This window comes from Pseudomonas sp. GW822-FHT03F08, from assembly GCF_058801265.1.
In genome coordinates this window covers 533,704-547,582 of record NZ_JBXANC010000002.1, presented here as the reverse complement: position 1 = coordinate 547,582, position 13,879 = coordinate 533,704, and the positions used below count along the sequence as shown (strand labels likewise).

At 62.9% G+C, this 13,879-nt stretch carries 16 protein-coding genes; 10 read left to right on the top strand and 6 right to left on the bottom strand.

From position 1 onward, the window contains the following. Position 1 precedes the first annotated feature (1 nt). Genes AC1RME_RS06285 through AC1RME_RS06275 form a run of 3 tightly spaced genes read left to right on the top strand, consistent with a single transcriptional unit; the run spans position 2 to position 2,073 of the window. On the top strand, positions 2 to 490 hold the full coding sequence (locus AC1RME_RS06285) for a MaoC family dehydratase (RefSeq protein WP_096821424.1): 489 nt from the start codon (positions 2 to 4) through the stop codon (positions 488 to 490). Further along, entirely contained in the window at positions 487 to 1,689 is a 1,203-nt protein-coding gene (locus AC1RME_RS06280; RefSeq protein ID WP_096821423.1) for an acetyl-CoA C-acyltransferase, read from the top strand. Before AC1RME_RS06285 ends, AC1RME_RS06280 begins: the two co-directional genes overlap by 4 nt. Then, the gene (locus tag AC1RME_RS06275) at positions 1,690 to 2,073 is read left to right on the top strand and encodes a steroid Delta-isomerase (RefSeq protein WP_096821422.1); all 384 of its coding nucleotides are present in this window, start codon (positions 1,690 to 1,692) and stop codon (positions 2,071 to 2,073) included. 42 nt (positions 2,074 to 2,115) lie between these two features. Here the strand turns inward: AC1RME_RS06275 and AC1RME_RS06270 are convergent, their stop codons facing one another. Together AC1RME_RS06270 and AC1RME_RS06265 are read right to left on the bottom strand one after the other, a co-directional pair. Next, positions 2,116 to 2,571 carry an SRPBCC family protein gene (locus AC1RME_RS06270; RefSeq protein WP_096821421.1) on the bottom strand — a complete coding sequence of 152 codons (456 nt, stop codon included), beginning with the start codon at positions 2,569 to 2,571 and terminating at the stop codon, positions 2,116 to 2,118. A 24-nt stretch (positions 2,572 to 2,595) separates the two neighbouring features. Then, entirely contained in the window at positions 2,596 to 3,369 is a 774-nt protein-coding gene (locus tag AC1RME_RS06265; protein ID WP_096821420.1) for an SDR family oxidoreductase, read from the bottom strand. A 162-nt stretch (positions 3,370 to 3,531) separates the two neighbouring features. Between AC1RME_RS06265 and AC1RME_RS06260 the strand changes: the two genes are divergently transcribed. The 4 genes from AC1RME_RS06260 to dmpG are packed head-to-tail and all read left to right on the top strand — an operon-like array spanning position 3,532 to position 7,137. Then, positions 3,532 to 4,374 (top strand): alpha/beta fold hydrolase, encoded by an 843-nt coding sequence (locus AC1RME_RS06260; protein WP_096821419.1) that lies wholly within the window; start codon positions 3,532 to 3,534, stop codon positions 4,372 to 4,374. After that, positions 4,371 to 5,162 (top strand): fumarylacetoacetate hydrolase family protein, encoded by a 792-nt coding sequence (locus tag AC1RME_RS06255; protein WP_096821418.1) that lies wholly within the window; start codon positions 4,371 to 4,373, stop codon positions 5,160 to 5,162. Before AC1RME_RS06260 ends, AC1RME_RS06255 begins: the two co-directional genes overlap by 4 nt. A gap of 18 nt (positions 5,163 to 5,180) precedes the next feature. Further along, positions 5,181 to 6,119 carry an acetaldehyde dehydrogenase (acetylating) gene (locus tag AC1RME_RS06250; protein ID WP_096821417.1) on the top strand — a complete coding sequence of 313 codons (939 nt, stop codon included), beginning with the start codon at positions 5,181 to 5,183 and terminating at the stop codon, positions 6,117 to 6,119. Continuing rightward, positions 6,103 to 7,137: a 4-hydroxy-2-oxovalerate aldolase gene (gene dmpG, locus AC1RME_RS06245; RefSeq protein WP_096821416.1), complete on the top strand. Its 1,035-nt coding sequence runs from the start codon at positions 6,103 to 6,105 to the stop codon at positions 7,135 to 7,137. The genes AC1RME_RS06250 and dmpG overlap by 17 nt, the downstream gene beginning before the upstream one ends. Before the next feature lie 67 nt (positions 7,138 to 7,204). Here dmpG and AC1RME_RS06240 read toward each other — a convergent pair whose 3' ends face one another. The 3 genes from AC1RME_RS06240 to AC1RME_RS06230 all read right to left on the bottom strand — a co-directional run bounded on the left by AC1RME_RS06240 (position 7,205) and on the right by AC1RME_RS06230 (position 9,808). After that, positions 7,205 to 7,372 (bottom strand): hypothetical protein, encoded by a 168-nt coding sequence (locus AC1RME_RS06240; protein ID WP_176504869.1) that lies wholly within the window; start codon positions 7,370 to 7,372, stop codon positions 7,205 to 7,207. Positions 7,373 to 7,501: 129 nt separating this feature from the next. Further along, positions 7,502 to 8,632, bottom strand: a complete 1,131-nt coding sequence (locus AC1RME_RS06235) for a helix-turn-helix transcriptional regulator (protein WP_007951349.1) — start codon at positions 8,630 to 8,632, stop codon at positions 7,502 to 7,504. A gap of 132 nt (positions 8,633 to 8,764) precedes the next feature. After that, positions 8,765 to 9,808 (bottom strand): 3-ketosteroid-9-alpha-monooxygenase, oxygenase component, encoded by a 1,044-nt coding sequence (locus tag AC1RME_RS06230; RefSeq protein WP_096821415.1) that lies wholly within the window; start codon positions 9,806 to 9,808, stop codon positions 8,765 to 8,767. 144 nt (positions 9,809 to 9,952) lie between these two features. On the opposite strand from AC1RME_RS06230, the gene AC1RME_RS06225 reads away from it, so the two are divergent. From AC1RME_RS06225 to ribB, 3 genes are read left to right on the top strand one after another with little or no spacing between them, the layout of a single operon-like run. Further along, on the top strand, positions 9,953 to 10,792 hold the full coding sequence (locus AC1RME_RS06225; RefSeq protein WP_493090783.1) for an SDR family NAD(P)-dependent oxidoreductase: 840 nt from the start codon (positions 9,953 to 9,955) through the stop codon (positions 10,790 to 10,792). Beyond that, positions 10,779 to 11,705, top strand: a complete 927-nt coding sequence (gene lipP1 / locus AC1RME_RS06220) for a LipP1 family hormone-sensitive lipase (protein WP_096821413.1) — start codon at positions 10,779 to 10,781, stop codon at positions 11,703 to 11,705. The genes AC1RME_RS06225 and lipP1 overlap by 14 nt, the downstream gene beginning before the upstream one ends. Then, positions 11,702 to 12,814 (top strand): 3,4-dihydroxy-2-butanone-4-phosphate synthase, encoded by a 1,113-nt coding sequence (gene ribB / locus AC1RME_RS06215; protein WP_096821412.1) that lies wholly within the window; start codon positions 11,702 to 11,704, stop codon positions 12,812 to 12,814. Before lipP1 ends, ribB begins: the two co-directional genes overlap by 4 nt. Before the next feature lie 47 nt (positions 12,815 to 12,861). On the opposite strand, the gene surE is transcribed toward ribB, so the two are convergent. Then, complete coding sequence (surE, locus tag AC1RME_RS06210; RefSeq protein ID WP_096821411.1) at positions 12,862 to 13,812, bottom strand: 5'/3'-nucleotidase SurE; 951 nt, start codon at positions 13,810 to 13,812, stop codon at positions 12,862 to 12,864. Between the last annotated feature and the right edge of the window lie 67 nt (positions 13,813 to 13,879).

The following is a 13,879-nucleotide window of genomic DNA, read 5'->3' as shown; positions in this document are numbered from 1 at the left end:
CATGCCGCGTATTTTCGACACGCCTTTCGCCCTGCGCGATGCAGTGGGAGAAGAGTTGGGCGTCAGCGACTGGCTGTTGCTGGCGCAAGACCGGATCAATCAGTTCGCGGATGCCACGGGCGATCATCAGTGGATTCACGTCGATCCGCTCAAGGCCGCCAGCGGACCCTTTGGCGGCTGCATCGCCCACGGTTACCTGAGCCTGTCGCTGGTCAACCTGTTTCTGCCGCAGATCGTCGAGGTTCGCGGCATCGCCATGGGCGTCAACTATGGCTGCGAGCGCGTGCGTTTCCCCACGGTGGTGCCGGTGGGCGCCCGTGTGCGCGGTCGTGCGCAGTTGATGGCCGTCGACGAGGTCAAGGGCGGCATCCAGGCGACCATCCGCGTCAGCGTCGAGATCGACGGCGAAGAGCGCCCCGGCTGTGTGGTCGACACCATCAGCCGCTACTACCCGCAAGATTCAGCAGCACTTTCGAGGAGTCCCGCATGAAAGAAGCCGTCATCGTTTCGACCGCCCGTACCCCGATCGGCAAAGCCTTTCGCGGTGCATTCAACGACACCGAAGCGCCGCTGCTCGGTGGCCATGTGGTGCGCGAAGCCGTGCGCCGGGCCGGCATCGAGCCCGGTGAAGTGGACGACGTGATCATCGGCGCGGCGGCGCAGCAGGGCACGCAGTCCTATAACCTCGGCCGACAGTGCGCGATTGCCGCCGGTTTACCGTTTTCCGTGTCGGGCATGGCCGTCGAACGCCAATGTTCCTCGGGGCTGATGAGCATCGCCATGGCCGCCAAAAGCATCATGTGCGACGAAATCGACATCGCGGTGGCCGGTGGCCTGGAATCGATTTCGCTGGTGCAGAACAAGCACAAGAACCTCTATCGCAACCAGTCCGGGGCGGTGCTCGAACGCGATCCGCACGCTTACATTCCGATGATTGAAACCGCCGAGATCGTCGCCGCCCGCTACGGCATCAGCCGCGAGGAACAGGACGAGTACAGCTACCAGAGTCAGGTACGTACCGCGCTGGCCCAGAGTGCCGGGTTGTTCGACCGGGAACTGGCGCCGATGACCAGCCGCAAGGCAATTTTTGACAAGGCCACGGGCGAAACCCGCTTCGAAACCCTCAGCCTGCAACGCGACGAGTGCAACCGCGTCGACACCACCCGCGAAAATCTCGCCGCACTGGAACCGGTCTGGGCCGGCGGCGAATGGACCGAGAAGGGCCGTTTCATCACCGCCGGTAACGCCTCGCAGCTGTCCGACGGCGCGTCGGCCTCGGTGTTGATGAGCGCCAAACTGGCCGAGAAACGCGGGCTGGAGCCCTTGGGGATTTATCGTGGGATGGCCGTCGCGGGTTGCAACTCCGATGAAATGGGCATTGGCCCGATCTACGCCATTCCGAAGCTGCTCAAGCGTCAGGGCCTGACCATGGACCACATCGGTCTGTGGGAGCTGAACGAAGCGTTTGCCTGTCAGGTGCTGTATTGCCGCGACACGCTGGGCATTCCTCAGGAGCGGTTGAACGTCAACGGCGGGGCGATTGCGCTGGGGCATCCGTTCGGCATGTCCGGTGCGCGGATGGTCGGCCACGCCTTGATCGAAGGTCAGCGCCGTGGTTTGCGTTACGTCGTGGTGAGCATGTGCATCGGCGGCGGCATGGGCGCTGCAGCACTGTTCGAGGTGCTCTGAATGATCAGTGCACAGCAGATTCAAACCACCATGGCCCGCTACGTAGAATTGGTGGACGCCGGCGACATCGACGGGATTCTTGCGCTGTACGGTGAGGATGCGACGGTTGAGGACCCGGTCGGTCAGCCGCCCATTCAGGGCCTCGCGGATATCGAGCGTTTCTACCGCCAGGGCCTGGGCGCGAGCAAGGTGTCGGCCACGTTGACCGGCCCGGTGCGTGCGACGTTGAACGGTTGTGGGGCGATGCCGTTCCGGGTCGACATGCAGTGGGCGGGACAACCTTGCTCGCTGCATGTGATCGACGTGATGGCGTTCGATGACGACGGCAAGATCCGCTCGATGAAAGCCTATTGGAGCGAAGCCAATATCGGCCCGCAGTCCTGATTTGGGTTGCAGGCTGCGGAACATCGCAGCCTGCAACCGGATTTATCGCGCGACGCCGTTTTCGTAATAGACCTTGAGATTCTCGGCAATCTGCTGCACGACCTTGTCGAACGCCTTGCCCAGCAGTTTTTCCATCAGCCTGCCACCGCGCAGGCTGTAGTGCATCTGGGTGGTCATGCGGCTGAATTCACCCTCGCGCTGCAAGGCATAACTGAAGCTGGCTTCGCGAAACGGGAAGGGCGCGCCGGCGCTCGCCTTGTGCAGCACCAGGACAAAACCGACCCCGTCCTGCCATTGCACCACGCTTTCATCCAGCCACTGACCACCCTTGCGAAACACCCGGCGACTGGCGCCAAGGCCTTCGACGGGCCCGGGGTGGAGCTGGCAGCCGGTGAGCCCCGGCACGTAATGGGGTGCAAGGCACAGATCCCGCAGTTTGGCCCAGGCGGCGGGCGGGGTCAGTTCGAGCAGAACGCTGTGGCAGGCAATCGCCGGCATGCTGGATTTCCTTCTTTTTAAGATTTAGTGGGGCTGGGCAGCGTCGAGAAACGCCGGGCGTTCGCCACCGCCGTGCACGGTGATGTCCGCGCCGCTGACATAGCGCGCCAGAGGGGAAGCGAGGTACAGACAGGTGTCGCCGATGTCTTCCGGCGCCGCCAGGCGTTGTAGCGGAATGGTAGCGGCAACACGGGCAATACCTGCGTCATCGCCGTAATGCAGGGCGGCCTGTTCGGTAAGGATCAGCCCGGCCGTGACCGCGTTGACCCGCACTTTCGGCGCCCATTCCACGGCCAGCGAGCGGGTCAGGTTCAACAATCCGGCCTTGGCCGCACCATAAGCTGCCGTGCCCGGGGACGGACGAACCGCGCTGACGCTACAGATATTGATGATCGCACCGCCGCCGTCCTGCGCCTGCATCACCCGATTGGCCTGCTGACAAAGATTCAGCGGCGCCAGCAGGTTCAGGCGAATGATCGCTTCGCTGAAACGCGGCGAGGCGCTGGCCGCGTCGGCATTGGGCGAGCCGCCGGCATTGTTGACCAGCACATCGAGCCGGCCAAAACGCTCGACGATAGTTTCGATCAGCCGACCCGACTGCTCGACATCACGCAGATCACACGGCAGGAAAACCGCTTCGCGTCCTGCGCCAGAAGGCAGTGATTCCGGAGCCTCGCGACCACAGATCACCACTTCGGCGCCGCCGTCGAGAAAACGCTGGCTTATGCCCCGACCAGCCCCTTTGCCGCCCCCGGTGACCAGCACCACTTTGCCGCGAAAATCCAGCGCATCCATCATGGAAAAGCCTCGTTCTGTCAAAGATCAATGCCCTCGATGCTAGGTGTGCGGCCCCCGGCGGCCAACGTCCGAAAAGACTAGGGCAGCTAGTCCTGTCGGACGATGTTGCCTGCCTGGCCTGCGCAAATAATCCGGGCACAACAATAGCCGGGAGCACACCTTATGAGCGCAATGGCGCAAGGGCACTTCGTTACGCTGCCGCAGGGGTTGCGGCTGCATTACTTGGACGTCGGCGGGCAGGGCGCCGGCAGCGGCGAGACGGTGGTGTTCATCCACGGCAGCGGGCCCGGGGCCAGTGGCCACAGCAATTTCAAACAGAACTACCCGCTGTTCGTCACTGCCGGTTATCGCGTCATCGTGCCTGACCTGCCGGGTTATGGCGCGTCCGACAAGCCGGACACCCTCTACACCCTGGACTTTTTCGTCACCGCCCTGAGCGGTCTGCTCGATGCCCTGGATATCCAGCGCTGCGTGTTGGTGGGCAACTCATTGGGCGGTGCCATCGCCATCAAACTGGCCCTGGACCAGCCGCAGCGGGTCAGCCGACTGGTATTGATGGCGCCGGGCGGGCTGATGGAAAAGGAGCAGTATTACCTGCAGATGGAAGGCATCCAGAAAATGGGCGCGGCATTTGCCCGAGGCGAACTGCACGACGCGGACGGCATGCGCCGTTTGTTGACCCTGCAATTGTTCGACGAATCGTTGATCAGCGCCGAAACGGTCAATGAGCGGGTCGCCGTGGTACGCGAGCAACCGGTCTGCGTGCTGTCGACCATGCAAGTGCCGAACATGACCGAGCGCCTGAAGGAGTTGCAGTGCCCGATCCTTGGGTTCTGGGGCATGGACGATAAATTCTGCCCGGTGTCGGGTGCGCAAACGATGATGCAGCACTGCCAGAACATCCGGTTTGTGCTGCTCAGCGAGTGCGGGCATTGGGTGATGGTCGAGTACCGCGAGCTGTTCAATCGCGAATGCCTGTTCTTCTTTCAGGAAGGTCAGCGATGAGCGCGGCATTGCGTCGCCAGTTCGGCGAAGAGTTGTATCAGGCACTGTTGCAGGGCAACACCGTGGCCCCGCTGACCGAGCGCTGGCCGTCGATCAGTATCGAAGACGCCTACCACGTTTCGCTCTATTGCATCGAGCGTCGGATCGCGGCCGGTGACCAAATCGTCGGCAAGAAGATCGGCGTGACGTCGGCAGCGGTCCAGCGAATGCTCAACGTGCATCAGCCGGATTTCGGCTTCATCACCCGGCAGATGTCGTTTGCCAATGACGCGCAGATCTCCCTGTCGGCCAACCGGCTGATCCAGCCCCGTGCCGAGGGCGAGATCGCGTTCAGGCTCAAGCACGACCTGATCGGCCCCGGCGTGACCGAAGCCGACGTGATGGCGGCGACCGAATACGTCACGCCGTGCTTCGAGATCGTCGACTCGCGGATCCACGACTGGCGTATCCGCATTCAGGACACCGTCGCCGATAACGCCTCGTGCGGTGTGTTTGTGCTCGGCGATGTGCAAGCCGATCCTCGTGCGCTGGACCTGCCGAATCTGCACATGCGCGTATTCAAGAACGACGAACCGCTGAGCGAAGGTCTGGGCTCGGCCGTACAGGGCAACCCGTTGACGGCGGTCGCGTGGCTGGCCAACACCCTGGGTGCCTTCGGCATTCCGTTCAAGGCCGGGGAGCTCATTCTCTCAGGCTCTCTGGTTCCGCTTGAGCCTGCCCGTGCGGGCGACCGCTTTTCTCTGACCATCGATGGCCTGGGCTCTGCCCGGGTGTCTTTCTGCGCCTGACCCGTGGGGTTTAACCGGATGAACAAGAAACTCAGAGCGGCCATTATCGGCCCGGGAAACATTGGCACTGACCTGCTGATGAAAATGTGTCGGTCCGAATGGATCGAACCCGTGTGGATGGTCGGCGTCGACCCCGAGTCCGAGGGCCTCAAGCGCGCCCGTGAACTGGGAGTGAAAACAACCGCCGGCGGCGTGGACGGGCTGCTGCCCCATGTGCTCGACGATGATATTCGTATCGCTTTCGATGCGACCTCGGCCTACGTCCACGAGCAGAACAGCCGCAAGCTCAACGAGCTCGGGGTGATCATGATCGACCTCACGCCGGCGGCCATCGGCCCGTTCTGCGTGCCGCCGGTCAACCTCAAGGAACACGCGGCGTCGCTGGCAATGAACGTCAACATGGTCACCTGCGGTGGTCAGGCAACCATCCCGATGGTCGCGGCGGTGTCGCGGGTGCAATCGGTCAGTTACGGCGAGATTGTCGCCACGGTTTCGTCCGGCTCCGTCGGGCCGGGCACTCGGCAGAACATCGACGAGTTCACCCGGACCACGGCCGGCGCGGTCGAGAAGATCGGCGGCGCCCGTCGCGGCAAGGCGATTATCGTCATCAACCCGGCCGAGCCGCCGCTGATGATGCGCGACACCATTCATTGCCTGACGGACGACGAGCCGGATCAGCAGCGGATTCGCGCCTCGGTGCTGCAGATGGTCGAGGAAGTGCAGCGTTATGTGCCCGGCTACAAGTTGATCAACGGCCCGGTGTTCGATGGCCGCAAGGTGTCGATTTTCATCGAGGTGGAAGGCCTCGGGGATTTTCTGCCCAAGTCCGCCGGCAACCTCGACATCATGACCGCCGCCGGCCTGCGCACTGCCGAAATGTTCGCCGAAGAAGCCCACAAGGGCGCCCTGCAACTGCCCGCCCGTAAAGTGGAGAATGACCATGAATCTGCAAGGTAAACGCGTTCGTCTGCACGACATGAGCCTGCGCGACGGCATGCACGCCAAACAGCATCAGATCAGCCTGGACCAGATGATCGCCGTAGCCACCGGCCTTGATGCAGCCGGCGTGCCGCTGATCGAAATCACCCATGGCGACGGCCTGGGCGGTGCGTCGCTGAATTACGGGATGCCGGCCCACAGCGACGAGGAATACTTTTCGGCGGTGATTCCGCGCCTGCGCCAGGCGAAAGTCTCGGCGCTGCTGTTGCCCGGCATCGGTACCCTCGATCATCTGCGCATGGCCCATGAGCACGGGGTTTCGACCATCCGCGTCGCCACCCACTGCACCGAGGCCGACGTCTCCGGCCAGCACATCGGCATGTCCGCGAAAATGGGCCTCGACACCGTCGGTTTCCTGATGATGGCCCACATGGTCAGCGCAGAAAAACTGCTGGAACAGGCGCGGTTGATGGAGAGTTATGGCGCCAACTGCATTTACTGCACCGACTCGGCGGGCTACATGCTCCCGGACGAGGTCAGCGAGAAAATCGGCGTGTTGCGCGCAGGCTTGAACGCGGCGACCGAAGTGGGCTTTCACGGCCACCACAACCTGGGCATGTCGATTGCCAACTCCCTGGCCGCGATCGAGGCGGGCGCAGCGCGTATCGACGGTTCGGCGGCGGGTCTTGGGGCCGGTGCGGGCAACACGCCGCTGGAAGTGTTCGTTGCGGTGCTGGAGCGGATGGGCGTTGAAAGCGGCGTCAATCTGTACGGGATCATGGACGTCGCCGAAGACCTGATCGTGCCGATGATGGACCAGCCGATCCGCCTCGACCGCGATGCGCTGACGCTGGGCTATGCCGGGGTCTACAGCTCGTTCCTGCTGTTCGCCAAACGGGCCGAGAAGAAGTACCTGGTGGCCGCCCGCGAACTGCTGGTGGAGTTGGGGCGGCGTGGCACCGTTGGCGGTCAGGAAGACATGATCGAAGACCTGGCGCTGACCCTGTCCCGGGCGCGCGGCTTCCTGCCGACCTGATCCTCGGCAGATAACAAAAAACACCGGCGCTGCTTGCAGAGGCCGGTGTTTTTTTATGGGGGCAGATTTATGGGAGCAGATTGCGCACCAGCGGCGGGTAGCAGTTGACCGCCGTGCTCGAACAACCGAGGAGCGCAGTGCTCGGTCGATAGGCTTCGTTTCTGAACAACTGACACAGGCTGACGGAACTGCCGACGCAGACGATCAGGAGCAGGGCGCAGGTGGAATTACGCATCGCGGGCCTCATACGGTTTTTTATTGTTGTAGAGGCAAGGTAGGGCGGCGCGAGATATTCGGCTTCGTCTGAATGGACTAGTCAGGCAAATAAGCCATCGCCCGGGCGGACGATGGCGCGGGAAGGGTGTCAGCCGAGGGTGGCCACACTGCGCAGGATCAGGCGCACGAGCATGGTCTGGCGGGTTACGCCGGTCTTGGAGAAGGTCGAGCGCAGGTGGGCGCGCGCCGTGTTGCGGCTGATGCCCAGTTCTTCCGAGGCTTCGTCGAGGGTCAGCCCGTTGGCCAGCAACATGGCCAGTTGGGTCTCGGCCGGTGTGAAGTCAAACAGGGCGCGGACGATTTCCTGGGGCGCGGTGGACTGTTGCTCCGGGTCGCTGATGAAAATCACCACGGTCGGGCACTGTTTGCCTTCGCTCCACTCCGACAGCGGCACCGAGCGCACGATGATGCCCAAGTCAGCCCGCCCGGACGGCCGTTGCACGCGCAGCGCCTCGACCATCGACGGGTTGCTGCTTTTCTGCGAGAGCAGCGACTGTTTGACCAAGCGGCGAAACTCTTGCGTGTCGCGGTCCGTACCGACCTGCAGGCCATCGTTGACCAGTTTGATGCCGTCCTTTTCCTGGATCAGCCGGTCGGCCACCTGGTTGGTCTGCAGCACTTTGCCGGCTTCGTCGAGGATGATCGTGCCGACCGCCATCTGATTCACCGCGCCGGCGTAGAGGTTGCGTTCGACCTCGATGCGATTGAGCTGCATGTGAACCTTGATCGAGCGCTCGAGGTGCGGAATGAAATGCGCCAGCAGGGTTTTCTCTTCGTCGCCAAAAGGCTTGTCATCCCGGCCGCGACTGATGCGGATCCGGCACTGGGCGCCGTCGCAGGTGTTGATGTCGGCGCCGAGGATATGGAACACGTCCACCGCTTCGAGGAAGTTCTTGTAGAACTCCGATTTCTGCCAGTCATCGCTGGAGACGAATTCGGCGAGGGTCACCACCTGGCGGTTGGGCAGGCCGACGAAGGGGTCGAGGGTGAAAAAGTGCGTGTTGTACGAAGCGACCGCCTCGGTCGAGGTGCCGGTGGTGTTGACCATCAGTCCGTCCACATGGGTGCTGGGCGGCCGCAGGATGAAGGTCACGTATTTGCTTTTCAGGTAGACGTTGAGCTGGTTGAGAAAGGTCGCCCAGGGAATGGTTTCCAGCGGCCCCTGATACAGGTTGCCGATGAGATCGCTGAACGTGTCGAGGCTGAGGCTCTGCTGCATGGGAAACCCGTTCTTATTATTAGTGGTTTGCGGTGCCCGAGAATAAGCGCCTGTATCGACCACTTGCAACGCCCGGGCACGAGGCCTGACCGGCGGCGGCCGGCCAGGCGCAAAATTGCGACAGCCCCGTGATCAGGCCTGTTCGCGGGCCCGCACGATGAACTCTTTCTGGTCCTGCACATCCGCTGAAAGCAGACCGACGTCGGTGTAGAACTGCTCGTACCAGCGCCGCAATTGATAGACCGGGCCATCGCCATCGCAGAGCAACGGGTTATCGACGCGGGTCTTGCTGTGCCAGATCGACACGTCTTCGTAAAAGGCTTCCTGGGCCTGTTGCACATAGGCCTTGGCCATTGCCTGATTCTGTTCTTCGCTCAAGCCCGGGATCTTTTTCACCAGCACGCCGTAGCGCAGGGTGAAGCTGTCGAGGTCGATCGGCACATGGCAGTTGAGCAGGATCGAGTGGATCGGCTGACCGTTCATGGCACCGGTCATTTCGGTGATCTGGTAGGCCGGCCCGTAATAAGTCGCCACGGTGCTCAACGCGCTGTCGCCGGACAGCCGCTCGCTGCGGGCGCTCATGATCTGCGTGGCGAGGTGGCCTTCGAACACGTTGCTGAAGGCCTCGACCGGCGCGCCGTGTACCGTGCCGAAGTGCGCCATGTCGGCGACGTTGTCGATCAGTTCGCGGCAGTTGGTGTCGATCTGCAATTCAGCGACCTCCCACTCGGCCCATTCGTCGCTGAAGCAGGCGTCAATGCGCGGGATGCGTTGCTCGGGCAGCGGCGGGTTGCCTTCGGGGTCGTTCCAGACGAACAGCAGATGGTTTTCCTCCATCAGCGGCCAGCTCTTGAGCTTGGCCCGTGGCGGAATGCGCTTGGCGTAGGGAATGTCATCGCAAACGCCGTCGGAGCCCCAGCGCCAGGCGTGGAAAGGGCAGCGAATCGAATTGCCTTCGATGCAACCGGTGCTGAGGTCGGCGCCCATGTGCGGGCAATAACCGTCGAGAATGTGCAGCTCGCCGTCCTCGCCCTGAAACGCCACCAGCCGGGTGCCGAACACGTCCAGACGGTGGGCCTTGCCGTCGCGGTAGCGGGCGGCCAGGCCCAGGCAGTGCCAGCCGCGTGCGTAGCGGTCTTCCAGCAGTTTGGCTTCGATACGGTGCAGGGTACTCATCTTGTTATTCTCCCAGGTTCACGGGTTTGAGCTTGCTAGAGATTCTGCCGCCCCTGTAGAAGCGGGCATCGTCTGAATGGACGATGGCCGGCCGACCGGCGCCCGCTCTACTGACGCCATCGGACTTTTTGTCAGGAGCAGGCAATGAAAGAGCAATCAGGGCCGGTCGCGGTCATTACCGGTGCCGGCAGTGGCATCGGCCGGGGGCTGGCCGAGCATGCGGCCAAGTTGGGGATGCGCCTGGTGCTGGCCGATCTCGATGCGGCGCGGCTGGAAACCCTCTGCGCTGAACTGCGAAGCGGCGGAGCGCAGGCCGTCGCCTGTGTCACCGATGTCGGCGATCTGGAACAGGTGGAGCGCTTGCGCGATGTCGCCCTCGATCAGTTTGGCGGGGTCGATCTGTTGTTCAACAATGCCGGGGTGATGCAGACCGGCCACAGCTGGGAAATCACCGCGCAGCAGTGGCAGCGCATGCTCGACGTCAATCTTTGCGGGGTCATCAACGGCATTCGCTGTTTCGTGCCGTTGTTTCTGCGTCAGGGCCGCGCGGCCCATGTGATCAACACCGCGTCACTGGCCGGTCTGCTCAGCAGCCCGTTGATGGCGCCTTACAACGTGACCAAGCAGGCGGTGGTCGCGCTGTCTGAAACCCTGCACTACGAATTGACCCTGCTCGGTGCACCTGTGTCGGTTTCTGTCGTGTGTCCGGGGCCGGTGGTCAGTGAAATCATGGCGTCCAACCAAGTGGTCGACGGCGCCGGTTCGTCCTTCAGCCAATTGCTCGACAGCAGCATCCGTCAAGGCATGACGCCTGCGGTACTCGCAGAACAGGTGTTCGCCGCCATCGCCGAAAAGCGCTTCTGGGTCTTTCCCCACAAAGGCTTCAAAGTGGCCCTGCAGCAACGGGTGCAGAGCATCCTGGAAGAGTCCAACCCACAATTCAAAATGTCCGATGTAGAGGAAGATGCCCATGCCGCTCGATAAACAGATCGCGCTGATACTCCAGCAATTCAGCGACCTGCCGGCACCCGATTACAGTCAGCTCGATGCCGCGCACTATCGGCAGTTCTGCGACAACATGCAGCCGGCGATACCGGGCGTGCCGATGATCGAAGTGCGCAACTTGCGGGTCGAGGGTGCGATTGGCGAACTGGATGCGCGTCTGTATCGGCCGTCGAAAGAGGGCAATCTGCCGTTGCTGGTGTATTTCCATGGCGGCGGTTTTGTCGTCGGTAACCTCGACACTCACGACAACCTGTGCCGCTCGCTGGCCCACCTGACCGACGCCGTGGTGGTGTCGGTGGCTTATCGCCTGGCGCCGGAACACCCGTTCCCGGCGGCGCCGCTGGATTGCTACCGAGCGACCTGCTGGCTGGTGGAACACGCGGCGCAACTGGGCGTCGATGACAGCCGGCTCGCGGTGGCGGGGGACAGCGCCGGGGGCAATCTGGCATTGGCGGTCAGTCAGTTGGCGGTGCAACGGCAGGGGCCGAAGATCCGCTATCAATGCCTGTTCTATCCCGTCACCGACGCCCGTTGCGACAGCCATTCCTACCGGGAATTTGCCGATGGTTTCTTCCTTACCGGCGCCATGATGAACTGGTTCTGGCAGCAGTATTTGCAGGAAGACGGGCAGGGTGATGATCCGCTGGCTTCGCCATTGCGTGCCGGAAGCGTGGCGCATTTGCCGCCGACGACCCTGATCACCGCCGAATTCGATCCGCTGCGTGACGAAGGCGAGGCGTTCGCCGAGCGCTTGCGTGCAGCCGAAGTGCCCGTGCGCGTGCAGCGCTGTGAAGGGATGATTCACGGTTTCATCAGCATGGCGCCGTTTGTCGAAGGTGCCGCCCAGGTGTTGTCCGAAGCGGCCGCCGACCTGCGCGAGGCGCTGCAATGAGTCTGGCGTTCGACAGTGTGCCGCAACTGCTCGAAGCCATCGCGGCGGGACAGATGGTGGTCATCACCGATGACGAAAACAACGCTGAAGGCTCACTGCTGATGGCCGCCGAACGGGTCGGGGCCGAGGCGGTAACCTTCATGGCAGTACAGGCGCGCGGCTTGATCTGCCTGGCACTGACCGAGCAGCGCTGCCGCGAGCTGGGGCTGGACCTGATGGTGCCCCATTCGCGGGCGCAGCATGGCGTGGGGTTTACCCGTTCGATCGAGGCCGCAACCGGTGTGTCCACGGGGATCAGTGCTGCCGATCGGGCGCGCTCGATTCAGGTGGCAGTCGACCCGGCCAGTGTCCCGGCGGATCTGGTGCAACCGGGACATATCTTTCCGGTGCAGGCTTTGCCAGGTGGCGTCATGCAGCGGGCCGGGCATGTCGAGGCGGCATGCGACCTGACCCGCCTCGCGGGCCTGCAACCGGCGGCGACACTGGTGGGCATTCTCGACGAGGACGGCGAACTGGCCCGTGGCGAGCAGTTGCACGAATTCGCCCGCCGCCATGGCCTGCGCATCGGCAGCATCGCCGAGCTGATTCACTACCGCATCCTTCACGAAGGCACGATCGAACGCGGCGAGGCGTATCCCTTGCTGACCCGCCACGGCGAGTTCCAGGTGACGGCGTATCAGGACACTTATCAAGGCGCGCTGCATCTGGCGCTGGTCAAAGGCCGTATCGACAGCGCTCAACCGGTGCTGGTGCGGGTGCAAGGCATCGAAACCCTGCGCGATGCCCTGGGCTGTGAAAGCGAAGGTGGTCCGCAGCAATGGACCCTTGAACGTTCGCTGGCGTGCATCGCGGCGGCCGAATGCGGTGTGCTGGTGTTATTGGCGCAGAAAGAAACTGCTGAAGGTGTGCTCGAGCAATTGCGTCAGCGCAGCGGCGGCAAATCCCGCCCGCCGCATTTTCCGCACCGTACGCTGGGCATCGGCGCGCAGATACTGCGTGATCAGAACGTGCGCAAGATGCGCCTGATGAGTTCTCCAGTGCCCTACAAAGCGGTGTCGGGGTTCGATCTCGAAGTCACTGAGTTCATCCCGTTCCAATCCGCCGTCTGAAAACCGTTCAACCCCTGCGGGTGATGACCTGCAGGGGTTGTGTCGTTTCAAGGCTGGACGCTTTTGAGCATTTTCTTCGCCTGATCCTGCACCGCCTGCGGCGCGCTCATATTGCCGGCGATCACCGTAATCACTGCATGCCCTTGCCATAGCTGATACGCATCGGCCTGTTGCTGAGTGGCCGTGGGGGGCGGTGGCGCGACCAGGTTGACGTGAACCGTACCGTCGGCGCCGCGCTGTGAGGTGAAGTTCACCCGGTCCCAATTGCCGATCGGGGCAAAACTCACGCCTTTGACTTGATTGGCAGGCAACGCCGGGTAGTTGAGGTTCAGCCCGTTAACGCCCGGCAACCCGAGCACATTCAGTTTGCAGCTGTGTTTAGCGCAGTTCTGATGGGCCTGTTCGATGACCTTCACCGCAAACTTCGCGGTGTCGTCCATGGCGCCCAGGGTCTTGCGGTAGCCGGCCTGTTGGTCGCGCATGATCAGGTCCATGTCGATGGCCGTCGACACTGCCACGGCCGGAACGCCTTTGAACATGGCCCGAACCGCCGCATTCAACGTCCCGGACATCTGCGTCAGCGGGCCGACGTTCTCACCGAAGTTGATGCCGGACACCACCAGATCCGGTGGCGTGTCCTTGAGCAGCACATCCAGCCCCACGTTGACCGCATCCACCGGCGTGCCGATGGCCGAGGTCTTGCCGGTCGGCGGGGTGTAGCCATCGGGCGGGCCGACGCAGAATCTGCCGGGCGCAAGCTCGGTCACCGCCAAGGCCTCGCCTGGCACCACGACGCTGGCGGCGCTGATGCCGCTGCTGTCGTTCAACGGGCCGACCAGGGTGACGGTGTGCCCGGCGGCGGTCAGTGCGCGATACATCGCGTCGATGCCGGGGGCGCGGCAGCCGTCGTCGTTGGTCAGCAAAATGTTCAGGGCGCTGGCCTGCGTCGACAAACCGAGGCCGGCCACGGCGAGGGCCGCAGTGAGCAGTTTATTCATGGGCAGTTTCCGTAAAGGTGCAGATTGAAAAAAGCACAACGCCCCGACCGAATGAATCGGTCAGGGC

What these genes read in the sequence shown, in the direction of transcription:
- AC1RME_RS06285 (WP_096821424.1), top strand. Translation starts at nt 2, where the DNA reads ATGCCGCGTATTTTCGACACGCCTTTCGCCCTGCGCGATGCAGTGGGA.
- AC1RME_RS06265 (WP_096821420.1), bottom strand. Translation starts at nt 3,369, where the DNA reads ATGATGGATGCGCTGGATTTTCGCGGCAAAGTGGTGCTGGTCACCGGG.
- AC1RME_RS06275 (WP_096821422.1), top strand. Translation starts at nt 1,690, where the DNA reads ATGATCAGTGCACAGCAGATTCAAACCACCATGGCCCGCTACGTAGAA.
- lipP1 (WP_096821413.1), top strand. Translation starts at nt 10,779, where the DNA reads ATGCCGCTCGATAAACAGATCGCGCTGATACTCCAGCAATTCAGCGAC.
- AC1RME_RS06240 (WP_176504869.1), bottom strand. Translation starts at nt 7,372, where the DNA reads ATGCGTAATTCCACCTGCGCCCTGCTCCTGATCGTCTGCGTCGGCAGT.
- AC1RME_RS06225 (WP_493090783.1), top strand. Translation starts at nt 9,953, where the DNA reads ATGAAAGAGCAATCAGGGCCGGTCGCGGTCATTACCGGTGCCGGCAGT.
- AC1RME_RS06250 (WP_096821417.1), top strand. Translation starts at nt 5,181, where the DNA reads ATGAACAAGAAACTCAGAGCGGCCATTATCGGCCCGGGAAACATTGGC.
- AC1RME_RS06260 (WP_096821419.1), top strand. Translation starts at nt 3,532, where the DNA reads ATGAGCGCAATGGCGCAAGGGCACTTCGTTACGCTGCCGCAGGGGTTG.
- AC1RME_RS06235 (WP_007951349.1), bottom strand. Translation starts at nt 8,632, where the DNA reads ATGCAGCAGAGCCTCAGCCTCGACACGTTCAGCGATCTCATCGGCAAC.
- AC1RME_RS06255 (WP_096821418.1), top strand. Translation starts at nt 4,371, where the DNA reads ATGAGCGCGGCATTGCGTCGCCAGTTCGGCGAAGAGTTGTATCAGGCA.
- AC1RME_RS06280 (WP_096821423.1), top strand. Translation starts at nt 487, where the DNA reads ATGAAAGAAGCCGTCATCGTTTCGACCGCCCGTACCCCGATCGGCAAA.
- AC1RME_RS06230 (WP_096821415.1), bottom strand. Translation starts at nt 9,808, where the DNA reads ATGAGTACCCTGCACCGTATCGAAGCCAAACTGCTGGAAGACCGCTAC.
- surE (WP_096821411.1), bottom strand. Translation starts at nt 13,812, where the DNA reads ATGAATAAACTGCTCACTGCGGCCCTCGCCGTGGCCGGCCTCGGTTTG.
- ribB (WP_096821412.1), top strand. Translation starts at nt 11,702, where the DNA reads ATGAGTCTGGCGTTCGACAGTGTGCCGCAACTGCTCGAAGCCATCGCG.
- AC1RME_RS06270 (WP_096821421.1), bottom strand. Translation starts at nt 2,571, where the DNA reads ATGCCGGCGATTGCCTGCCACAGCGTTCTGCTCGAACTGACCCCGCCC.
- dmpG (WP_096821416.1), top strand. Translation starts at nt 6,103, where the DNA reads ATGAATCTGCAAGGTAAACGCGTTCGTCTGCACGACATGAGCCTGCGC.